Source organism: Alteromonas sp. H02, from assembly GCF_059682525.1.
Map to the genome: position 1 here is coordinate 2763340 of NZ_CM185021.1, position 22699 is coordinate 2786038.

The following is a 22699-nucleotide window of genomic DNA, read 5'->3' on the forward strand; positions in this document are numbered from 1 at the left end:
AGCAGAGGATATCACAGCAAAGTAATGACAGTTTCACTACATGACGATTATTTTGCTGTGGTGTGTCGTGAACGAGCACTACTGCAGCGTTTTGAGCAGTACTTCACTTCAGCCCAGTTTTTTTCCCATTTTTTACGCCACACAAACGGACGCTGGCATACCGGACAGATTTTACCGGGCAAATCCGCTTTACGCATCGTCGATAGCCGAAAGTAGCTGCTCTGCCTGTTCCTGCATGGCATCCACCGTATCCTGGGACATCCGGTCAAGGCTTTTATAGATCAACCCCATACGGTGGTTTTTGCTCAGTTTATCGCGGTGCTTAATTAAAAAATCCCAGTATAAATAGTTAAACGGACACGCGTTTTTGCCCGTTTTTTTAGACACCGCATAGCCGCAGTTTTTGCAATAATCCGACATCCGGTTGATGTACTGACCACTCGCCACATAGGGTTTACTGGCCAGATTACCGCCGTCGGCAAACAGGATCATGCCGCTTACATTAGGCATTTCCACCCACTCAAAGGCATCGGCATACACCAGCAGGTACCATTCATTTACCGCTTCTACCGATAATCCGGCCAGCAAACTAAAATTACCAATCACCATCAAACGCTGGATGTGGTGCGCGTAGGCGTGGCGTTTAGTATCACCAATGCACTGGCGCATACAGTTCATATTGGTATGTCCACTCCAGTAAAAATCTGGCAACTTGCGCTGATGATTAAAATAATTTTCCTGCTGCAGGTCCGGCATGCAGTGCCAGTAAAAACCCCGAACGTATTCGCGCCAGCCCAGGATCTGACGAATAAAGCCTTCTACCGCATTGAGCGGTGCGACGCCGTCGAAGTAGGCCTGTTCCGCCGCTTTCATTACCTCCATGGGCAGCAATAACCCGCAGTTGAGATAGAATGACAAGTGGGAATGAAACAGCCACACGTTGCCCTCGCGCATGGCATCCTGATAATCGCCAAACTCTTTAAAGCGCTGTTCTATAAACTGATCGAGTACCTTTAATGCTTCGTCGCGGGTTACGGCATAATTGAAGTCTTTAGCATCCCCCATGTGATCGGCAAACTCAGCTTCTACCAGTTCAATCACTTCGCTGGTAATGTCATCCGGCGAGACAGTATAAGGCTTAGGCGGAGACACCTCCGCCGGCAGTGACTTGCGATTATCCTGATCGTAGTTCCATTTACCGCCGATGGGTTTATCACCTTCCATTAACAGCCCGGTTAGCTTGCGCATTTCCCGGTAAAAATACTCCATGCGCCATTGTTTTCGTCCTTCGGCCCATTCGCTGAACTGGTCAAGCGTGGCAATAAAGCGATCGTCATCGCAAATCTCAACCGGTATCCGCAACTGATGTTGCCACTGCTGCATGCTCTTGAGTACCCGGTATTCACCAGGAAACGTCACTACAACTTTGTCAAAACTGTGTTGGCTGCACGCGTATTTAACTTCATTGAGCAGCGACCCCTGATTATTATCATCGTCGTAGCGCCGGTAGATAACATCGAAACCATCGTCGCTTAACGCTTTAGCGAAGTGGCGCATGGCCGAAAATAACAACACAATCTTTTTCTTGTGATGCTTCACATAGGTGGCTTCTTCGCGCACCTCGGCGAGCAGGATCTTATCCTGTGATTTGTTGCAGTCCCTGAGGCACGACATCTCGCGGGAGAGCTGATCGCCCAGTACTAAACGTAAGACCCCGGCCATTAGTCCTCCTTAGTATCCGCGTACGCGTCAAGCGCGCGCTGGCGTGATTGTTTGAGGTCAGCAATAGGCTTGGGATAAGTGCTGCCCAGTTCAACACCGGCTTTTTTCAATACCTCTTTGGGCGCATCCCAGGGTTTGTGGAGGTATTTGTCTGGCATGTTGGCAAGCTCGGGGCAGTATTTTTTTACATAACTGCCCTGCTTATCGAATTTTTCTCCCTGGAGTACCGGGTTAAAAATGCGGAAATACGGCGCTGCATCAGCACCCGATCCCGCTACCCATTGCCAGCTGGCAGAGTTACTGGCCCGGTCGGCGTCTACCAGGCAGTCCCAGAACCAGCGTTCACCTTTACGCCAGTCGATGAGCAGATTTTTGACTAAAAACGAGCCGACAATCATTCTTACCCGGTTATGCATATAGCCGGTTTGCCACAGTTCGCGCATACCTGCATCGACAATGGGAATACCGGTTTTCCCTTTGGTCCAGGCGCTGTATTTTTCATCCTGGTTAAGCCACTTAAACTTATCAAACTGGCTGTTAAAATTTTTATCGGTAATGGTAGGAAAATGAAACAGTAGGTAGTAGCTGAACTCACGCCAGCCCAGCTCACTTAAAAAACAATCCAGGTCACTACTACTCTCATCGTCAAAGGCATTTAGCAGCGCATACCACACCTGATTAGGCGAGATTTCGCCAAAGTGCAGGTGCGGGGATAAGCGGGATGTGCCCCGTACCGAAGGGATGTTACGTTGATCCTGGTACCCTTTTGCCGCGTGTTGAATAAATTCACTAAGTTTGTCGGCAGCACCCGCTTCGCCCGGTTTCCAGTGTTTGGCAAAATCACTGTCCCAGTTTATCTCAGGTAGCAGTCCGGCATCATCAATGCTGTGCCCTTCATTTGCTACGTCGGCGTAGGTAATTCGTTCGGGCGCAGAAGACGGATAACGAGGGGCTGAAGCCTGCAGACAGCCTTTACGGTAGTAAGGGGTAAACACACGGTATACGCCGCCATCCTGCTTGCGGATACTCATTGGCTCCCACAGCAGTGATCCGTTAAAGCTACTGACCAGGCAATCGCATTCGCGCAAGGTCTGTTTTATCTCCTTGTCTCTGTCGATAACCGCCGGCTCGTAGCAACGGTTCCAGAATATCGCCTGAGCACTGAATTTATCGACCAATTCGTTGAGGATCTTCTTTGGCTCACCGGTAAAGCACTGCAGGTGACCATTAAGACGCTTGTTCAGTGAAACCAGAGAATGATGAAGCCACCAGTTTGAAGCCCCACCAGGTTGGTCAGCCTCATCGAGCTCTGTGTCAAAAATATACACCGGTACCACGGTGCCGTGCTCAACTGCTGCAAGCAATGCCGGGTTATCAATTACGCGTAAATCCTGCCGGAACCATACAATACATACGGGCTGACTCACTCTATTGTTCCTTTTTTAATCGTTGTTTTTGATGTGCCCTGCTTTGTACGTAAATCGCCTGAAAACGATCGCAATCATCACCATGGATTATGGGTTAATTTAGCCATTAAAACAGGCAGACTGTTTATTTTAAATTTTCTCATCTATGCTTAAATCCATATCGATAAGGACATCGTAAAGACTGCTATGAATATGACTTCTTCTAAAACGGGCCTGTACTGGTTCCGACACGATTTACGCCTCGACGATCAGCCGGTATTAACAGAGCTGGCTTCGCGTTGCCAAAAATTAATGCTGGTGTATTGCATCGACGAAGAATGGTTTACCCCCAATCAGTTTGGTTATTGCGCCATGGGGCACCACCGTCAGCAATTTTTGTACGAGTCACTCTGTGCGCTAAATCAGCAATTAAATAACTACCAGCAAACGCTGCTGGTAGTCACCGGTGAGCCAGTAGAAGAGATTGCTCAACTTATAAAGGCTTATGGTGTTGATATACTCGGTGTCGGTGAGTATCCGGGGCTCAATGAACGGGAACAGCTTAAGCAACTCACCTCAAAGTATCCTGGGGTGCATGTGATCACGGGCAGTAATAACAGCCTGTTCAAGCCAACGAACCTGCCGTTTGAAGTAAGCGCGATGCCTGATAAATTCAGCCCGTTCCGTAAAAAAGTTGAGAAAACCATTACACCGCTCCCCCCTGCAGAGCTCGCCGCGCTGTTACCTCCGCCTCCGATTGCGCTACAAACCGACTGGCTATCACTGTCATTGCAGCGTGGGAAATCTTCATCCTACAACGGCGGAGAACATGCCGCGCAGAAACAGCTTAAGTATTATTTTTTCGATAAACAGCTTATTAGCCAGTACAAAGAAACTCGCAACGGCCTCGACGGCTGGGGTTATTCGAGCAAATTTTCCGCCTGGCTGGCTAACGGTTGTATTTCGGCCCGCCGCATTTACGCAGAATTAAAACGCTTTGAAGCAGAGCATGGCGCAAACGACTCTACCTACTGGCTGTACTTTGAATTACTGTGGCGGGAATTTTTCTGGTGGCTGCAAGTAAAACATGGTGCCAGGTGGTTTGCCCCGGGCGGTATCCAACAGCAAGCTACTGCAACCACGCCGCCTTCTGCTTCGTTACTCGACTGGCAACAAGGCACCACTGACAATGCGCACATTAATGCCTGCATGCGACAATTGAATGCGACCGGCTATATGTCGAACCGGGCCAGGCAATGGGCTGCCAGTTATCTGGTCAACGAACTCGATGAGCACTGGCGTTACGGCGCGGCCTATTTTGAACAACAACTGATTGATTACGACGTGGGCGCCAACTGGGGAAACTGGCAGTATCTGGCCGGTGTTGGCAGCGATCCCCGTGGTCTGCGCCATTTCAATATTGAGAAACAAGCGCAGATGTACGATCCCGACGGTAAGTTCACCAATCTCTGGTCATGATCTGGTCATGCCTGCCAACGTAGTTTGCAGTTAACGATTGTGATCCTTAAGCCACTCGTTTAATAGCTTTACCTGGCCACAGCGATAAGCCGCGTACATTAACCGAATGGAGTTTGACAGTACTTCGCTGTCATTCCAGCCTGTCTTCTCCTGTATTTCTTCATAACAGCTCAATGCCTCTGGCGTCACATAGCCTCTGACCTGACGCTTACCGGCTTCACGCTGGCGTTCGCGGAAGCGTTTTTGTTTATCAGCATTAGCACGTGGATTTTTCTTAGATTCTGTCATGATACCCTGTATTTAGTCGAAATTTTTGTAGTGCAACAACCGCCGTTTAGTTCCCTGAATCAAAGGTGGTCACTAAGGTTGTGCACCACTTCGCGCATTTTAGCCTAAAATTAGAGTATATCCTTGCCTGACGGCAAAAAAATTACTGTTCAGAGTTGTTTAGCGTACAAGTGTTCGCTAAATTACGCACGTTAAAAATAATCGATGGGAACACAATGACAACGAAACAATCCAGTTTTAACAAAGAAGACCTGTTAGCCTGTAGTCGCGGCGAAATGTTCGGCCCGGGTAACAGCCAGCTTCCGGCTCCAAATATGCTTATGATGGACCGTGTGAGTCTGATCACTGATGAAGGCGGTGAGTTTGGTAAAGGCCAGATTATTGCTGAATTAGATATCACTCCCGATTTATGGTTTTTCGACTGCCACTTCCCTGGCGATCCGGTGATGCCTGGTTGTTTAGGCCTTGATGCCATGTGGCAGCTGGTGGGCTTTTTCCTGGGCTGGAGCGGTGGTCCGGGCAAAGGTCGCGCATTAGGGGTTGGTGAAGTGAAATTTACCGGTCAGATCCTGCCTACGGCAAAAAAAGTGACTTATAAAATTCAAATGAAGCGTGTAGTTAAACGTCGGTTATTTATGGGCCTTGCAGATGGCATTGTAGAAGTTGACGGCCGTGAAATTTACTCTGCGAAAGACCTGAAAGTGGGTCTGTTTCAGGATACCAGCGCTTTCTAACATTGGCTGCTACCTTTAGCTACCTGATAGTCTTAGTGCTAACAGTATTGCCAAGAAAAAAGCCCCTTTTACGGGGCTTTGACTCAAGAGATGTTAACGAACCACCACACCTAACTGGCGGTCTTCCATGGCCTCTCTGTACCCGCCTAACCATTCTGAGCGAGTATCGCTCGTTTGAAAGGGACATATTTCCTTAGAGCGACCGCTGATTCCTGCCTGATAGCCTTTAGCGTGAGCGCGAGTCAGTTTATCTCTTTTTTGTCTTTTCATTGAATAGCCTCATTTGTTGGGTTAACAGTGAACAGAATAGGCCAGCAACTCAATACAAAATCAGTGGTAGTGTGGCGTTTTCTGAGCACTATTTATTAGATAGTGCAAGGCTGGTTTTGGTTCAAGAGCGATTCGTTTTTTTTACGCTTGACAAACTATAACGATCTGAAATTTCTATTCATTTTATATTACATTTTTTTTTCATAATTGTTTCAGCATTTAAAAAAAATTGGTCTAAAAAGCATTGCAAGTTGGTACAGGTCGAATTATGACCACTTTTTAGATGCAATTTATGCTTATATAGCAGTTATTTAGCGCTTAATTATACGAATATTCAGGGTGTTAATTAACGATACGAGTACAAAGCTCAGCAACATCAACAAATACCACGAACTCAGCTTGGCTAGAGACACCATTTTCCATTCTTCATGCTGATTAGGGTATATCCAGATATTAGCAAATGTTGCGATATTTTCTGCCAACCAGATAAATAAAGCCACCAGAAACCAGCCAAGCAATAATGGCATATAGCGGTGTGTTTTAATGATCCGAAAATAGATACGGGTGCGGTAAAACATTACCACGGTAGCAGCCAGTAATAGCCAGCGAAAATCCGGGATAAAGTGATGCGAAAAGAAATTAATATAGATCAGGCAAACTAAAGCCACGGTGAGTTTTTTAGGTGGATAATGACTATATTCAAACTCAAATATCCGCCATACGCGGGCAATATAGCTCCCCACCGCACTGTACATAAAGCCGGTAAATAAAGGCACGTTGCCGATACCAAATACATAAGCTTCAGGATACGTCCAGGAACCAATGGCATCTGATGTCTTGAATAACTCCATCACTGTGGCCACCAGATGAAAAACAATGATGACCAGCGATTCCCTGAGCGTTTCCAGTTTTAAAACCAGCAGGACAACCTGAAATACTATCGCGGCGATGAATATAAAGTCGTAACGGTGCAATTCGTCCAGCGGATACCAGAGGTTCGTGCCTATCATTAGTGCCAGCAAAAAGCCGCCAAATATACAGGCATTGGCCTGCTTAAGTCCGAATATCCACAGTTCCCTGATAAATTGCTTCACCGTTGTTGGTTTTATTATTAGCGTTGGTCAGTAAAAAACACCCGGCTAATTGCCGGGCACTTTGAATGATTTTTGGTGTAACGGTTGTTTATTTTTTAACGCGGCGGCGGAACACGGCCAGCAACGATAACAACGCAATGCCATACCAGCTTGCTGAGGCTCCCTGGCGCTCATAAGGTGCTTCTTCAACACCATCACACTGCTCAATGCTGCCGGTGCTGTTAGGCGTAAGCTTAACGGCGACAACACGGTCTGTCTCAACGGTATCACCTGCATCGGTTAATACTTCTTCACCGGTAATGTAGCGCTGTGTTGAAATGTAGCGGGCATTGGCAATAATTTCGTCATTATCGTTTATGTCCATAGCGGTGACCAACGTATACTGCTCACGCTGTTCACAGGTAAGAAGCGTATTAAGATCAACAAACTCACCCACATTCATGTCGTACATAAAGGCGCGTAACTGACGACCCGTCTGCACATCTGACTCGTATTCGCCCTCGCCTACAACAATGCCGTTATTGTTGATAGCACGTGGAGTGACCGCGGCTGTCTGGAAGAAACCTTGCGGATATTCCGACTCACCGCTGTCGATGTTATAGATAAACATCTGGTTACGGGCCACACCGTTGTTCTCGCGCAGCACTGTACCGACAACCCAGTTATCGTCGTTAATGTCTACCGCTGAACTGCTAAGGTTTTCTTCACGAGGTAACAACTCTGTGGTTTCACCATTGGCGAAGGTAGCAGCAACAATATTGGCGTAATAAGCCGCCCGGCCACCTGGTAATGTATAAATAATACGTTCACCGGTATGAGAGGTACCTACTGCGATGCCATTGTTGTTGATGGCATAAGCGGTACTGGTGTACCCCGTAGAGTCTTCATCTTCTGCCGGTTCAAACACCATACCGTACTGGGTAGAGGACAATACGTTGCCCTGGGCATCCAGTTGCCAGGTTACCGCACGGCGGTAACTGCCAGCCGTAATGCTTCTGGCCAGATTGTAGATACATAGCTCTGCCGGTGTATCGCCCCGGGTTTCATCATCATAGCACTCGTCGATATCAGTTTGATAATCTTCAGTAAGCGCAACGCTGCCCCAACCGGCCACTTGTAACGGTTCATTGATGGCAAAGGCTTCACTGAAGCCATTAATACCGGTATCGCCTGGCATCGTTGGTGGCAAAGCCGTGGTTACACCATTAGCTTCAACGAAAGCCTGAGTCAGCGTGTCGTTTACGATATAAGTAAACTCATTACTGTCTTCATCGGTGTAATCCACTTTGAAAAACGGCGTGCTGCCGGCGCCCACAAAGAAGTCGCCACCTACGGAGTCATTTACCTGGCTATAGGCACTGCGGGTGTAGTCTTCGAAGGTTTCATCAATAACGTCAAAGCCGGGGATTAAATCGGCAGTCACCGTATCGCCATGATAACTACGATAAGTCGCTAATGACTGAATAAGAATATTGATACCGTTGCTGCCACTGCGACCGTTCACAACATAGGCATACAGCGCCTGGTAGTCGGCATTACTGAATACCCCCTGTTGAACCGCTTCAGGATCTTCAAAGCGATCGGTAAATAGCTCGTTTTCAAAGTCCAGTATCGACAGGTCGATTGGCGGATTATATTCCGACTCACTCACCACCACCATGGTGCCCGTGTTATCAATGGACTGAGCAAAGTTAAAAAATGATTTGTCCTGCACCGGTGCCAGGGTTAAATCATAGGTTGCTGCAGTCGCTAATGGCGATACTGCAACGGCAGTGACCGCGGAGGTTGCAAGGATTACTGCAGATGCAAGCTGTTTTAGTTTCATTCAAAATCCTGTTTACTGCTGTCAATCTTCCAGCATACTTTCTAGTTCGTCCCAGCGCGCATAAGCCTGGGATAATTGTTCTTCACTCTCAGCTAGCGCATTGAGTACGGCGCTGGTCTGTTCGCTGTCCTGTTTAAAAAATTCAGGATCATTCACCAGCGTCTGTTGTTCTTCTACCTGTTTTTCTAATTTCTCAATTAGCGCAGGTAAGTTATCGAGTTCGCGTTGATCTTTATATGATAACTTTTTCGCCTTGCGCGGAGAAGCCTTTGCAGTCGGACTGGCTTTTTCTGATTTAGTTTCATTTTTTACCGATTTAGCGGAAGAAATATAAATGGACTTCCCCTGCCCGGCATACCAGCTCTCTATATCAGAATAACCGCCGACAAATTCCTCTACTTTGCCGTTTTCGGTAAACAGCAAACTGGAATTTACAACATTATCAACAAATTCGCGATCGTGGCTGACTAAAATCACCGTACCTGTGTAATTAATCAACAATGTCTCGAGCATTTCGAGAGTTTCCACGTCCAAATCATTGGTTGGTTCGTCGAGAATAAGCACATTACTGGGTTTAAGCATTAACCGCGCTATCATCAGACGATTTTTTTCGCCACCGGATAAAGACTTCACCGGCGCATTGACCCGCTCCGGGGTAAACAGATAATCCTGCAGATAGCTGATAACATGACGAGGATGGCCGTTGACCATTAAGTCTCGCTTACCATCAGCCACGACATCAATCACTGATTTTTCTAAATCCAGGCCCAGACGGTGCTGGTCAAAATACGCCACTTCCAGGTTAGCCCCCTGCCGACTACTGCCGGATACCGGCTCAAGCTCGCCTAACAGCAACTTGATTAAAGTACTTTTACCACAGCCGTTAGGGCCAATCAGGGCAATCTTATCGCCGCGCAATACGGTTAAATCCAGGTCTTGTACAATAGTCTTGCCTTCAATGGCATAGCTTAAGGCCTGGGTTTCAAACACCAATTTTCCGGAACGAGCCGCGGCCTGCTGCGCCATAGCTGCATTTCCAGTGAGTTCACGGCGGGCAGCGCGCTCTTCGCGGAGCTTTTTCAGCGCCCGCACCCGGCCTTCATTACGGGTACGCCGGGCTTTAATCCCCTGACGGATCCAGACTTCTTCCTGAGCCAGCTTTTTGTCAAACTCTGCCTGCTGGCTGGCTTCCACCTCCAGGTCGTGCTCTTTTTTATCCAGGTACGTCTGGTAATTACCCGGGTAGCTGGTGAGCTGGCCACGGTCTAAATCCACGATGCGGGTAGCCATGGCTCGGATAAACGCCCGGTCGTGACTGATGAACACAATGGCGCCCTGATACTGCTGCAGGCTTTGTTCCAGCCAGCGGATCATTTGCACGTCCAGATGGTTGGTGGGCTCATCGAGCAACAGAATATCCGGCGAACGCACCAGTGAGCGCGCCAGTGCTGCCTTGCGTCGCCAACCACCCGACAGCGATGCCAGCGAGGCATTACCATCCAGTTGTAACATGGTCAGCGTCTGCTCAATTTTTTGTTCAAACTGCCAGGCATTCTGAATTTCGAGCTGCTCCTGTAGCGACTGCAACTTGTTGAGGTTTTTTTCGCTGGGATCGTCTGTGACCAGCTGAATTTGCTTAAAGTAGCCTTTTAGAATATCACCTACTTCCGCCAGACCTTCGGCCACGTAATCGAATAAGGCGATATCTGTGGTTTGCGGCGGATCCTGCTCGAGACGAGCAATAATGGTATCCCGTTCCACAACACGCTGGCCGTCATCGGGGATCACATCGCCACTGATCACTTTCATCAGGGTGGATTTACCGCTGCCATTCCGGCCAACAATACACACCCGCTCGCCCGGTTGAACCACCAGTTCAACACCGTCGAGTAAAGGCGGCGTGCCAAATAGCACAGAAATATTTTTAAGTTGTAACACACTCACTTCAGAAACAGCTCCAGTTCATCGAGCGTAAACGGCCAGCCCAGTTCGGTGCCGTTATCCTCACGCTTTAATACCGGTATACGCACCGCGTACAAATGATAATGGTCGGTATTATCACGGATATTATGTTTGGTTATTTGCAGTTGCTCGTATAGGGATGATTGCCTGAGCAGCGCATCCGCATCATCACATAAACAGCACTGTGGGCCGGTAAAAAACGCTATCTTCATGATAAGGTCAGCACAAAGCACTGGTGAATATTACTGTGGCGGGCAAAATCCTGCGGAATGGTTTGCGCCGAGATATTTTCAACCGCTAAACCCAGTTCTGCCATGGCGTCGTTGTCCAGTTTAAACCCACGCTTATTGTTCGAAAACACAATCGTGCCGCCCGGATTCAGACAGCGGCGTACCTGGGTTAATAACATCACGTGGTCTCGCTGGACGTCCCAGGTGGTGTCCATTCGTTTGGAGTTGGAGAACGACGGCGGATCAACAAAAATCAGGTCGTACTTACCATTATGACCTACTAACCACTGCAAACAATCGGATTGTACAAAGTGGTACGCCCCGTTGAGTTTATTGAGTTTAAAGTTGTCTTTCGCCCAGTTGATGTAGGTGTTGGACATATCTACCGTGGTCACCGAGCGGGCCCCGCCAAGCGCTGCCGCGACCGACACACTGCCGGTATAGGAAAATAAGTTGAGCACGTCTTTGCCTTTAGCCATCTGACGGACCCTCTGGCGGGTGATACGGTGATCCAAAAACAACCCGGTATCCAGGTAATCGGTAAGATTAACGTAAAGTTTGGCGCCGTTTTCCCACACCACTTTACGATTACCGGTGGTATTAACCTTCTCGTACTGCTGCTTGCCTTTTTTCTGCTCACGTACCTTGAGCATGATTTGCTTAGCCGGTACGCCTGTGACAGCGGGTAAATACAGTAGCACTTCCTGCAGGCGGCGACGGGCTTTTTCGGCATCGATAGTTTTAGGCGGCGCGTATTCCTGTACTACCAGGCAATCATCGTACACATCAATGGCTACGTTGTACTCGGGCAAATCGGCATCATATATCCGGTAGCAATTGGTATCCTGCTTTTTAAGCCAGGGTTTAAGCTTTTTAAGATTTTTTTTCAGCCGGTTAGCAAAGTCGTTGTCCTGACTGTCACCAAACTGCTGGCAGTTATTGGCGTCGAGTTGGTAATTAACCAGTTTACACTCGAGTTTACCGTTCATCAGGCTGTATTCTTTGTTGCCGCGCAGCTTTAATAGCCGCAGTAATTCCCGGTTACTGCTTAACAGCGACACCTGCCAGTCCTGCCAGTGTTGCTTTAATTGCTCGCCCCACTGAGCGAACAAAGGAATAAGTTCAGTAAGCTCCCCCAAACGCTCGCCGTAAGGCGGGTTAGACACCAGATAACCCGGTTCGCTAATCGCCGCCGGCGGGGTAAATTTGGTCGTATCAGCCACGTTGAACTCGATGAGTTCAAACACCCCTGCCTCATTGGCATTTTGTTTGGCAATGGCGATTAACTTACAGTCGATATCGCTGGCAAATAACACAATGTCAGGCTGAATTTGTGCGGACTTAGCGTCTTCAATTAATGCCTGCCAGTCACTTTCCCGGTGACCCAGCCACTTGCTGAAGCCCCAGCGCGGCCGGCCCAGGCCGGGTGCTTTATGCATTGCCATCAGCGCCGCTTCGATGACCAGCGTGCCAGAACCACACATAGGATCCAGTAACGGCTTCTCCATATTGGCTGCCCAGCTGCTACGCATCAGCATGGCTGCCGCCACATGTTCTTTTAAGGGGGCCAGGCCAGCATCCTGACGATAGGCCCGCTGGTGCAGACTGCCACCAGAGAGCTCAATACCAATGAGTACTTTATCGCGATGCAAACGGCCACTGATGACCATATCAGGAAAGTCGCGCTCCACATTAGGGCGCGAGCCGTCTTCTTCATAAAAGTGATCGACAATCGCGTCTTTAATCTTTAACGCGCCGAACTGGGTATTATTTATGGCTTTACTGCTGCCATTAAACTGCACTGAAAACGTATTGTTCACGGCGAAATGCATCGACCAGTCGATGTCACGGGCGCTATCGTACAGCTCTTCAGCCGTGCCTGCGTTACCTTCGTTTAATATCCAGATCACGCGGTTAGCCAGACGCGACCACAAACACACCTTGTAGGCCGCTTGTAGATTATCTTTTACTCTGACCCCACCACGGGCGATGGCCAGTTCAGCATCGGGGCAGAGTTCACTGAGCTCCTGTTTGAGCAGCTCGTCGAGACCGCGACTGGTGGTAACTAAAAATCCGGGCTGAGTTTGTGAAACAGACATTAAAGGCCTTCAACCAGTTGTTTAATTAACGCTGGTCCCTGATAAATAAAAGAAGAATATACCTGAATAAGCTCGGCACCGGCCGCCATTCGGGCTTTAGCACTGGCGACGTCATGGATACCGCCGACCCCGATAATGGGCATTGTACCGTTAAGTGCTGTGTGTAATTGTTCGGTGATCAGCTGGCTTTGATTCACCAGCACCTCACCGCTTAAACCACCTGCTTCATTGGCATGCTCGAGGCCTTTCACTGCTTCGCGATCCAGCGTTGTATTGGTGGCAATCACGCCGTCCATTTCTGATTTTATCAGCGACTCGGCAATGCCATTCACTTCTTCAGGGCTTAAATCCGGCGCAATTTTAATAAACAGCGGTACATACTTACCGTGCACCTGAGCCAGTGCGCCCTGGGCTTCTTTCAGACCACCCAGCAGAGCTTCCAGCGCCTCGCCATACTGCAGGTTTCGTAGACCCGGCGTGTTTGGCGAGGAAATATTGATGGTTACATAGCTGGCATGTTCATACACTTTGTTGAGGCATTTTAAGTAATCGTCCAGCGCGTTAGCTTCTTCGGTGTCTTTGTTCTTGCCAATGTTAATGCCCAGCGCGCCGTCATATCGACAGGCCTTTACCTGGTCAACCAGATAATCTACGCCTTTATTGTTAAACCCCATGCGATTAATGATGGCGTTTTTTTCCGGTAAACGGAACAAGCGCGGCTTGGGGTTACCCGGCTGCGGACGAGGTGTGACTGTCCCAACTTCGATAAAACCAAAGCCCATAGCGGCAAACGCATCAATGCACTCACCGTTTTTATCCAGGCCGGCAGCAAGCCCTACCGGATTTCTGAAGGTAACACCTGCAACCGTAACCGGCTTATCCAGAGTGTTTACCCGGTACAGTGCCGACAGCGGTGTGCGCTGGGTGCGGTGTAACCATTTAATACTGAAATCGTGGCTCTTTTCGGGTTCGCAGTTAAGCAAAGCTTTTTGGATAAGTTCGTACATGAAGTGTTATAACGCCATAAATTAAAGCCCCGGCGGGTACTTATACCGGTCGGGGCTGTGAAGATATTGTATGCAACCTTACACTGACAAACGCCAGCGAAAAGCAGGTATCAACCCATGGTTGCGTAGTTTACTGGTTAGACTTCATGCTTAAAAGCATCAATTCACGCAGCGCAACAGAAAACTTCGCAAAATCGTGGCTCGAGCTGGTTTTAAACTCACTCATCATATGATACCAACGTTTTAGCAAAGCTTCATTATTTTGCATCCAGTTGTCTAAAATCGCATCCGCATCTTTCGATTTACCGTTGCCGGCCAGTAAAGTGGCCACAATCGAGCGCTGCTGCCAGTCGAGCTCTTCACGATATGATGCCCGGGCGAGTGCCTGCCAGTGATTACCCACCGGTTGATTATTAATTTGCTCAAGGAACCAGTGCAGTTCAAGGGTTGAGCCTAACTGATAATACAACCGCCCGACTACATCGATGCTGTGCGAGCCCTGCTCCACTACCTGAGTGAGATCCAGCGCACTGAACAGATTACTGAAGGCTGCAACCCGGGCTGCGATATCCTGAGGAACGCCTTTTTCCATCCAGTTTTGAGTGGCTTTCTCGAGCTGGCTGATTTCCTGTTCTACCAGATAGTTCGGCAGGTTCTCACACAGGTCATTTACCGCAGGCTGATACTTCTCGATGCTCTGCTGAATATCATTGCAGTTATCACCGTGGCGAATATACCAGCGAGTGCCGCGACGCATTAAACGGCGCGCCGATTCCAGCATAGACAGTTGTACCTTGGCATCCACTTTATTGTCGAGGCTTTCAATGTCCTTCCACAATTGGCCGATACTGAAGACCCCCTTAACGATACTGTAAGCATTGGTGATTTCCACAATATCTGCGCCGGTTTCTTCCTGCATGCGATAGACAAAGTTCGCGCCCATATCGTTAACCATATTATTAGTTAACTTGGTGGCAATAATCTCTGCCCGCAGCGGATGCTGCTGCATTTGCTCAGCAAAGCGCTCGCGCAATACCGGCGGAAAGGCACTGATCAGCAACTTACCGTGATACGGATTATCGGTAAGGGCCGGAATATTAAGCTGGTCTTTTAATACCATTTTACCGTAAGCGGTAACCACACTCAGCTCTGGTCGGGTCAGGCCGCGATTCTGTACCGCGCGGTCGGAGATTTCATCATCGTTGGGGATAAACTCCAGTTCGCGATTTAACGCGCCATCGCGCTCAAGGCCATGGATAAAGCGTAACTGCTCTTTAAGCGAAGAAACGCCAGTCATCTCGGTGACCGAGATAGTTTGGGTCTGACGGTAACAATCCTGCAGCACTATTTTAGCTACATCATCGGTCATTTCATACAACAGGTTATTTCTTTGCTTAACGGTCAGATCACCATTGCTTACTAATGCATTCAGCAGAATTTTGATATTGACTTCATTATCCGAGCAATCAACCCCACCGACGTTATCGATAAAATCGGTGTTCACCCGGCCCCCATTCGCTGCGAATTCCATCCGCCCCAGTTGGGTAGCTCCCAGGTTACCGCCTTCACCGATAATTTTGGCTTGAATGTCGCACCCATTCACCCGCAACGCATCGTTGGCTCTGTCGCCCACGTCACTGTGGCTTTCTTTTTTGCTCTTAACATAGGTGCCGATACCGCCATTCCAAATCAGATCGACCGGCATTTTAAGGCAGTTATGAATAAGCTCAGTAGGTGTCATCGAGTTCTGACGGGTACCCAGCCAGGTTTTCATTTGTGGCGTTAAGGTAATCGACTTAGCCGCCCGGCTAAACACACCACCGCCTTTGGAGATCAGCGATTTGTCGTAGTCATCCCAGGTCAGACTGGGGTTTTCAAATAATCGCTGACGCTCTTTATAACTTTTCGCTGCGTCCGGATCCGGATCGAAGAAAATATGCAGGTGGTTAAAGGCAACAATCAGGCGGGTATGCTCAGACAGCAGCATACCATTACCAAATACATCGCCGCCCATATCGCCTACGCCAACACAAGTAAAGTCAGTGGTCTGACAATCGATACCAATTTCGCGGAAGTGACGTTTAACCGACTCCCAGGCACCGCGGGCAGTAATGCCCATCTTCTTGTGGTCATAGCCAATGCTACCGCCTGAGGCAAAAGCGTCGCCCAGCCAGAAGTTATATTCTTCTGAGATACCGTTAGCAATATCCGAGAATGTCGCTGTACCTTTATCGGCAGCAACAACCAGGTAAGGATCGTCTTCGTCCAGCCGCACAACATTTTTCGGCGGCACAATTTCACCGTCGACAATGTTGTCGGTAATATCCAGCAAGCTGCGGATAAACGTACGGTAGCAAGCTTTGCCTTCTTCGAAGATTTCCTGACGGCTGGCCCCCGCAGGCAGTTGTTTACACACAAAACCGCCTTTAGCGCCTACTGGCACAATCACGGTATTTTTAACCTGCTGAGCTTTTACCAGACCGAGAATTTCGGTGCGGAAGTCTTCCTGACGGTCAGACCAGCGTAAGCCACCGCGGGCTACCCGGCCGCCACGTAAATGCACACCTTCAATTTTCGGGCTGTACACGAAGATTTCATACTTCGGTAGCGGTAATGGCATTTCAGGGATCAGCTCTGGCAGCAATTTAAACGACACATAAGGCTTGTCGCTGCCATCTTCTGCCGGTTGGTAGAAATTAGTCCGCAGTGTGGCGTTGATCATATCCAGATAACGACGAATGATACGGTCGTCATCCAGGTTACTCACCTGGTCCAGCGCTTCGGTAATTTTATCCTGCAGCGTTTGCTGACGCTTCTTACTCGGCTTACGGCCCGGATTAAAGATCAGCTCAAAATAGCTGATCAGCATTTCGGCGATGTGCGGATAATTCGACAGTGTATTAGCAATATAATCACGGCTGAAACTACTGCCGGTCTGGCGCATATACTTAGCAAACGCGCGCAGAATGGTTACGTTACGGCCAGTGAGTTCTGCGCTCAGCACCAGGCGGTTAAAGCCGTCGTCTTCCAGATCGTTGTACCACACCTTGGCAAAGGCATCCTGGAATAACTGCTGGGCCTTGACCATGTCCAGGTCGTTACCGCTCTTATGCAGCATGGTAAAGTCCATGACCCACTTGAGCTTGCCATCAGCGCACTGGATCTTATACGGGCTTTCGTCAATAACCCGTAAACCAAAGTTTTCCAAAATCGGGAGTACATCAGACAAATGAATCGGTTCAAACAAGTGGAATAGCTTTAGCTTCACTATCTGACTGTCGGACTGCTCTTCCTGTGGTCGATAAAACAACATACCGAGGTTTTCTTCGGGTGTCAGTTGTTCCAGCTTTTCGATATCGACTAAGGCTGCACTGGGCAGGTTTTGCTCGGTATAAGAGGGCGAAAAAGCATTGAGATAATTACGCTCCAGCATTTTCGCTTTGGCTTCACCATAAGCCGAAGATAAAGCAGACGACAGGCGGTCATTCCAGGTTTTGGTTAACTCAATAATATTCTGCTCGATATCCTTCACGTCTAATTCCGCATTGTTGTCTTCTACCCTGGCGATGTAATGAGTCCGGGCATACACCGACTCTGAGAAAAAGGTAGTAAATTCCACTTCCCCGCTGGCATTCAGCGAGCGCTTCAATAATGCCTGGGTTTCTTTACGCAACTGGGTGTTATAGCGCTCTCTGGGCACATACACCATACACGAGAAGAAGCGGCCAAAGGTGTCTTTGCGCACGAATAAGCGGGTAATACCACGCTCTTGCATCTGGAATATGCCGCGAATAATTTCGGCCATTTCCTCTTCTGGCGTTTGCAGCAACTCATCCCGGGGGTAAGTTTCTACTATGTTGTTAAACGCTTTAAAAGCGTGAGTGTCCGGATCGAACTGCGATAGTTCGCAAATGCGGCGAATTTTATCCGACAGTAACGGAATATCCTTGGTACTGCTGTTATAAAAGCTGGCAGAGTATAAACCCAGAAAGCGGTGCTCGCCGGTGACCTGACCATTACTGTTAAATTCTTTAATGCCCACATAATCCATGTACGCAGGACGGTGAACCCGTGAACGACTGTTGGTTTTAGTCAGTAATAACAGATGCTGACTTAACGCCTCTTCCCGCGCGGTTGCCGGTAGGTTGGATAATAACCTAGGTTTATCGCTGATGGAGTTTTTCATCAGGCCCAGGCTGCTGTCGTTATCTGGTGTCCACTGATGGTCGCCCTCAATGGCGCTAACCGAATAGTAGCGATAGCCCATCAGCGTAAAATTGTGATCGCTTAGCCAGTCCAGAAAACGCAGCACGGTATCTTTATGGGATTTATCCACCGGTAATGTTTTGGCTTTACTAACCTTACCGGTAATGGCTTTAAGCTTATCCAGCATCGGCTGCCAGTCGGCTACCGCCAGTGACACTTCGTCGATGGTGGAATGCAGTTCTGATGTCAACCGTTCTAAGTCAGCTTTGCTGGTCTGACGGTCAACCTCGATAAACACCACGGTTTGTCTTAAGTTGCTGGTTTGATTGGCATCGAGAAAATTTACCAGTTTGTTGCTATCATCGCGCTCAATATTCAACGGGCTGTGAATCAACAAATGTGCAGTGATGCCCAGGCGATTTAACGCCATTCGCACGGAGTCGACTAAAAATGGTACGTCACGGAGGATCAGCTCAACAATGGTATGGCTCGACTTCCAGCCATGCTTTTCGATTTCCGGGTTGAATACGCGTACGTGGGGTGAGCTGGCATCAAAATTGGAGAAGGTATTCCACAAACTGAGTGTGGCACCGTATAAATCGCTGTCGTTACGATTCTCAAGATCGTCCAGTGAGATATTTTTAAAAAAATGCCGTCCAAAGGTGTGAATATGCTCACGGCTTTTGGCATCTACTTTTTTGTCGATCAGTGAAAAAACATTCTCAAGCAAAACTGAGTAGCGCTGAGAGTTAGCTGTCATGTGCTCTACCTAATGATGATTTGTAGTTAAGTATAGATTGTACCTACATATTTTCTCGAAAATATGACGGAATTAAAAGCCCTGTTTTTACATTGTATTTACATTTTGGGTAAGTATTCAGATTATGCAAATAAAAAGGAGCCTTAAAGGCTCCTTTATTGGTTACTTATGCGAAAAAATTTACTTTTCGCTACGGTTAAACCATAACAGTCTGGCCAGTGCCGGTAACACAACGATGGCACCAAGCATATTCACCAGGAACATAAAGGTCAGCAGAATACCCATATCCACCTGGAACTTGAGAGACGAGAACACCCAGGTGCTCACGCCAATCGCCAGAGTAATACCGGTAAACAGTACTGCACTGCCCCGCTCCTTAAGCGCCTCAAGATAGGCTTTTTCAACGGACATGCCCTGTTTAATCAATCCGTTCATGGTCGACAGGATATAGATACCGTAGTCCACACCAATACCCACACCCAGTGCAATTACCGGTAACGTGTAAACAGTGAGGCCGATATTCAGGTAGGTCATTAATGCCTGTGCCAGTACCGACACCACATACAATGGTAATACTACAGAAATAGTAGCGCGTAGAGAGCGGAAACTCAGCAAACACAGGATAATTACGGCACCAAACACGTACATCATCATCGGCGTTTGCGCTGCCTGTACCGCTTCATTGGTAGCCGCCATTACACCTACCGGACCAGACGCCAGACTAAAGCGGGTATCTCCGGTCTGATATTGCTGTCTGAAATCCTTCACCGCATCAACTACCCGGGTAATGGTTTGCGCCTTATGATCTTCCATAAACAGGATGATAGGCATGACCGAGCAGTTACCGTTTAATAAACCAGACGATGTCGGCACCCGGGAGATTGCCTGCACCAGGGTTTGCTGATTACGCGGCAATACCTGCCATTTTGGGTTACCTTCGTTGTAGCCGGCATTCACCACTTTCGCTACCGAAGCAAGGGATACCGCAGACTGCACACCATCCACATTGGTCATCTTCCACTGGAAGTCATCGATAGCGCGCATAGTTTCGTAGCTGGTACAGGCCTCCGGTGTGGTTTCCACCAGAACCGAAATATAGTCTACCGTCACTTCAAAGCGGTCGGTGATCAGAGCCGTGTCCTGATTGTAACGTGAGTCCTGATGTAATACCGCAGCCCCGGCCTGGATATCACCAATCTGCATTTGCTTGGACTGCACAAAACCCAGCGCAAACAGAATACCGGTAACCAGTACGATAGTAATCGCCGTATTTTTACGGGTACACACATCCAGTACTTGCCACAGACCTTCTGACTTCGATTCCTTACCGGCAAAGCGGTCGAGGTAGTGCTCCGGGAAGCGGATAAAGCTCATTAATACTGGCAACAGAATAAGGTTGGTCAGAATGATTACCGCCACACCCAGGCTGGCAGTAATCGCCAGTTCGCGAATAATACCAATATCGATCACCAGTAAAGTTAAGAACCCTACCGTGTCAGATAGCAGCGCTATGCCGCCGGGAATTAACAGTGCGCGGAACGCGGTCATTGCTGCCTGTTTGGCATTGTTACCTTTAACAACGTTTTTCTCTACCGCGTTAATCATCTGCACGCCATGACTCACGCCAATGGCAAAGACCAGAAACGGCACCAGTATCGACATGGGGTCCAGACCAAAGCCTAACGTGGTAAGCAAGCCCATTTGCCAAACCACTGCGATAACCGAACACATGATAGGCAGCACGGTGAGCATGATATTTCGCGAGAAGAAATACACCATGAAAGCCGTAATCACGATAGCGATGGCAAAGAACAGCACTACAAATTTCGCGCCGGTCGCCACATCGCCAATCATTTTGGCGAAACCGATAATATGTACACTTACCTGGTCGTCTTCATACTGCCCGCGCAGCTTGGTTTCCAGCTCATCAGCTAGTGCCAGGGTGTTAAGCGCTTCACCGGTTTCCGGATCTAACTCAAGTAACTGGGCTGTTACCATGGCACAGCGGTAGTTATTAGACACCTGACGGCCAACAATCTTGGCTTTTTCGATATTTGCGGCAACTGTCTCTAACGCTCTGGGGTTAGACGAGTCAAAATCAGCCGGGATCACCGGGCCGCCGGCAAAGCCACCCTCAACAATTTCGGTAAACCGGGTGGAAGGTGAATACAGTGAAACTACCAGTGAACGATTCACGCCGTTGATAAAAAACAACTCATCGTGAACATTCTTCAGCGTGTCGAAGAAGTACTGATTAAAAATATCACTGTCTTTGTCGCATACTGCCACAAGCACATTGTTAGCACCGCCAAAGTCTTTACGGTGCTCCATGTAGGTTTGCATGTATTCGTGGTTCAGCGGAATATTTTTTTCGAAGCCGGCATCGAGCTGCATACGTGATGCCTGAAATGCCAGCACCAAAGTAGCAAAAATAAAGAGAATGATAACCAGCGGTCGATTATTGAAAATCAGACGCTCTGAAACTTGACTAAAAGAAGACATAACTACACGTTAATCCAAAGAAAGTGAATAGATGCCATCGGCGGCAGTGACTACAGTTTGTCCGTCTACGGACACCGCATTTAAGAGCGCAGATTTACTCTCTGTTTGAGAAACACTCACCCCGGCGGCGGCTTCACAGTTAAGCGTTGGTGCCGCATATGGGTCGAACGTCGATGTTTGTAAAGGCAGTGTGGCCTTAACCATTACGCCGTTATTGCCGATAAAAGACAACTTATTCTGACCGGTGAGAATCGAGTTTAACGTGGCGGTATTACAGGTTTGCAGAGTCTCCCACTGCTCTCCATCTTCGCTGACCAGAATGTTACCGCGTAAGCCCGCAGCCACCATTAATCCGGAATCCAGCTGCACAAAATCGAAGAATGAGCCGGTGTAGTCTGACTCCAGACGCTGCCAGCTCTGACCGTTATCTTCGCTCATGGCCAGTAACCCGGCTTCACCGGCTATCAGGAGAGTACCATTCTGGCCACGAGTGATACGGTTTAAGTGCGGTAGAATTGAGTTTAACTCCAGTTGATAAAACGCTTCGTCTTCCTGACGAATTTCTTCGAGATACTCGCGATCGAAAGGATTCAAAAACTCGGCGTGGCGCACGCTATCCCAGCTATTTCCACCATCACTGGTTTGATAAAACAAACCATAGGCGCCAATGGCCAGGCCACGGCGACTATCAAAAAATATTACATCTAAAAACGGGCGTTCCAGCTCGGGCTGGTACATTTGCACCTGCCATTGCTCGCCGCCATCGCTGGAATGCAGGATAATAGCATCATGACCAACGGCCCAGATATGATCCCCTATCAGGGTAACAGCCGTTAACGTAGATTGGGTGGGAACGGTGACCTGAGTAAAGTCGCTATCAGCGCGCTTTATGAGCACGTGGCCTCTCTCGCCCACAGCAACAGTGATATCGCCGGAGGCAATATCCAGTAACAGAGATTCTTTAACAAGTGGTGCCTGATAAGACTGTTCTGCATACAATGCAAAAGAAACTAACAACAGTAGCACCGAAGAAATGGATTTACGCATTAAGACGTTTAGCCTCCGGATAGTTATATCTGATTAAGAAAACGGTTGGCCAGGCCAACCGTTATTCT

16 protein-coding genes are annotated in these 22699 nt (G+C 48.4%); 2 read left to right on the forward strand and 14 right to left on the reverse strand.

The features are described 5' to 3' along the window. Positions 1 to 47: 47 nt before the first annotated feature. The 3 genes from AC566Q_RS12885 to AC566Q_RS12895 are packed head-to-tail and all read right to left on the reverse strand — an operon-like array spanning position 48 to position 3149. Positions 48 to 197, reverse strand: a complete 150-nt coding sequence (locus tag AC566Q_RS12885) for a DUF2256 domain-containing protein (RefSeq protein ID WP_499617243.1) — start codon at positions 195 to 197, stop codon at positions 48 to 50. Beyond that, on the reverse strand, positions 190 to 1722 hold the full coding sequence (locus AC566Q_RS12890) for a cryptochrome/photolyase family protein (RefSeq protein WP_499617246.1): 1533 nt from the start codon (positions 1720 to 1722) through the stop codon (positions 190 to 192). Before AC566Q_RS12890 ends, AC566Q_RS12885 begins: the two co-directional genes overlap by 8 nt. Next, positions 1722 to 3149 carry a cryptochrome/photolyase family protein gene (locus AC566Q_RS12895; RefSeq protein ID WP_499617248.1) on the reverse strand — a complete coding sequence of 476 codons (1428 nt, stop codon included), beginning with the start codon at positions 3147 to 3149 and terminating at the stop codon, positions 1722 to 1724. The genes AC566Q_RS12890 and AC566Q_RS12895 overlap by 1 nt, the downstream gene beginning before the upstream one ends. Before the next feature lie 186 nt (positions 3150 to 3335). On the opposite strand from AC566Q_RS12895, the gene AC566Q_RS12900 reads away from it, so the two are divergent. Beyond that, a complete protein-coding gene (locus AC566Q_RS12900; protein ID WP_499617251.1) occupies positions 3336 to 4607 on the forward strand; it encodes a DASH family cryptochrome in 1272 nt (423 codons plus the stop codon). Positions 4608 to 4637: 30 nt separating this feature from the next. On the opposite strand, the gene AC566Q_RS12905 is transcribed toward AC566Q_RS12900, so the two are convergent. Beyond that, positions 4638 to 4895 carry a hypothetical protein gene (locus tag AC566Q_RS12905; protein WP_105936353.1) on the reverse strand — a complete coding sequence of 86 codons (258 nt, stop codon included), beginning with the start codon at positions 4893 to 4895 and terminating at the stop codon, positions 4638 to 4640. Positions 4896 to 5110: 215 nt separating this feature from the next. Between AC566Q_RS12905 and fabA the strand changes: the two genes are divergently transcribed. Then, on the forward strand, positions 5111 to 5629 hold the full coding sequence (gene fabA, locus AC566Q_RS12910) for a 3-hydroxyacyl-[acyl-carrier-protein] dehydratase FabA (protein WP_123327380.1): 519 nt from the start codon (positions 5111 to 5113) through the stop codon (positions 5627 to 5629). A gap of 93 nt (positions 5630 to 5722) precedes the next feature. Here fabA and rmf read toward each other — a convergent pair whose 3' ends face one another. From rmf to AC566Q_RS12960, 10 genes are all read right to left on the reverse strand, one after another. After that, a complete protein-coding gene (gene rmf, locus AC566Q_RS12915) occupies positions 5723 to 5899 on the reverse strand; it encodes a ribosome modulation factor (protein ID WP_105936351.1) in 177 nt (58 codons plus the stop codon). A gap of 311 nt (positions 5900 to 6210) precedes the next feature. Continuing rightward, positions 6211 to 6993, reverse strand: coding sequence for a DUF817 domain-containing protein (locus AC566Q_RS12920; RefSeq protein WP_205664807.1), 783 nt, complete (start codon positions 6991 to 6993; stop codon positions 6211 to 6213). Positions 6994 to 7081: 88 nt separating this feature from the next. Beyond that, positions 7082 to 8818 carry a DUF3466 family protein gene (locus tag AC566Q_RS12925; protein WP_499617256.1) on the reverse strand — a complete coding sequence of 579 codons (1737 nt, stop codon included), beginning with the start codon at positions 8816 to 8818 and terminating at the stop codon, positions 7082 to 7084. Between the two features lie 21 nt (positions 8819 to 8839). Beyond that, positions 8840 to 10762, reverse strand: a complete 1923-nt coding sequence (gene uup, locus AC566Q_RS12930; RefSeq protein ID WP_499617259.1) for an ATP-binding cassette ATPase Uup — start codon at positions 10760 to 10762, stop codon at positions 8840 to 8842. Continuing rightward, positions 10759 to 10992: a glutaredoxin family protein gene (locus AC566Q_RS12935; protein ID WP_499617262.1), complete on the reverse strand. Its 234-nt coding sequence runs from the start codon at positions 10990 to 10992 to the stop codon at positions 10759 to 10761. Before AC566Q_RS12935 ends, uup begins: the two co-directional genes overlap by 4 nt. Beyond that, positions 10989 to 13109 carry a bifunctional 23S rRNA (guanine(2069)-N(7))-methyltransferase RlmK/23S rRNA (guanine(2445)-N(2))-methyltransferase RlmL gene (rlmKL, locus tag AC566Q_RS12940; RefSeq protein WP_499617264.1) on the reverse strand — a complete coding sequence of 707 codons (2121 nt, stop codon included), beginning with the start codon at positions 13107 to 13109 and terminating at the stop codon, positions 10989 to 10991. Before rlmKL ends, AC566Q_RS12935 begins: the two co-directional genes overlap by 4 nt. Further along, on the reverse strand, positions 13109 to 14116 hold the full coding sequence (gene pyrD / locus AC566Q_RS12945; RefSeq protein ID WP_499617267.1) for a quinone-dependent dihydroorotate dehydrogenase: 1008 nt from the start codon (positions 14114 to 14116) through the stop codon (positions 13109 to 13111). The genes rlmKL and pyrD overlap by 1 nt, the downstream gene beginning before the upstream one ends. Positions 14117 to 14246: 130 nt before the next feature. Next, a complete protein-coding gene (locus AC566Q_RS12950) occupies positions 14247 to 19082 on the reverse strand; it encodes an NAD-glutamate dehydrogenase (protein WP_499617270.1) in 4836 nt (1611 codons plus the stop codon). A gap of 180 nt (positions 19083 to 19262) precedes the next feature. Next, entirely contained in the window at positions 19263 to 21584 is a 2322-nt protein-coding gene (locus AC566Q_RS12955; protein WP_499617273.1) for an efflux RND transporter permease subunit, read from the reverse strand. A 9-nt stretch (positions 21585 to 21593) separates the two neighbouring features. Next, positions 21594 to 22631 (reverse strand): WD40/YVTN/BNR-like repeat-containing protein, encoded by a 1038-nt coding sequence (locus AC566Q_RS12960; protein WP_499617276.1) that lies wholly within the window; start codon positions 22629 to 22631, stop codon positions 21594 to 21596. Positions 22632 to 22699 lie beyond the last annotated feature (68 nt).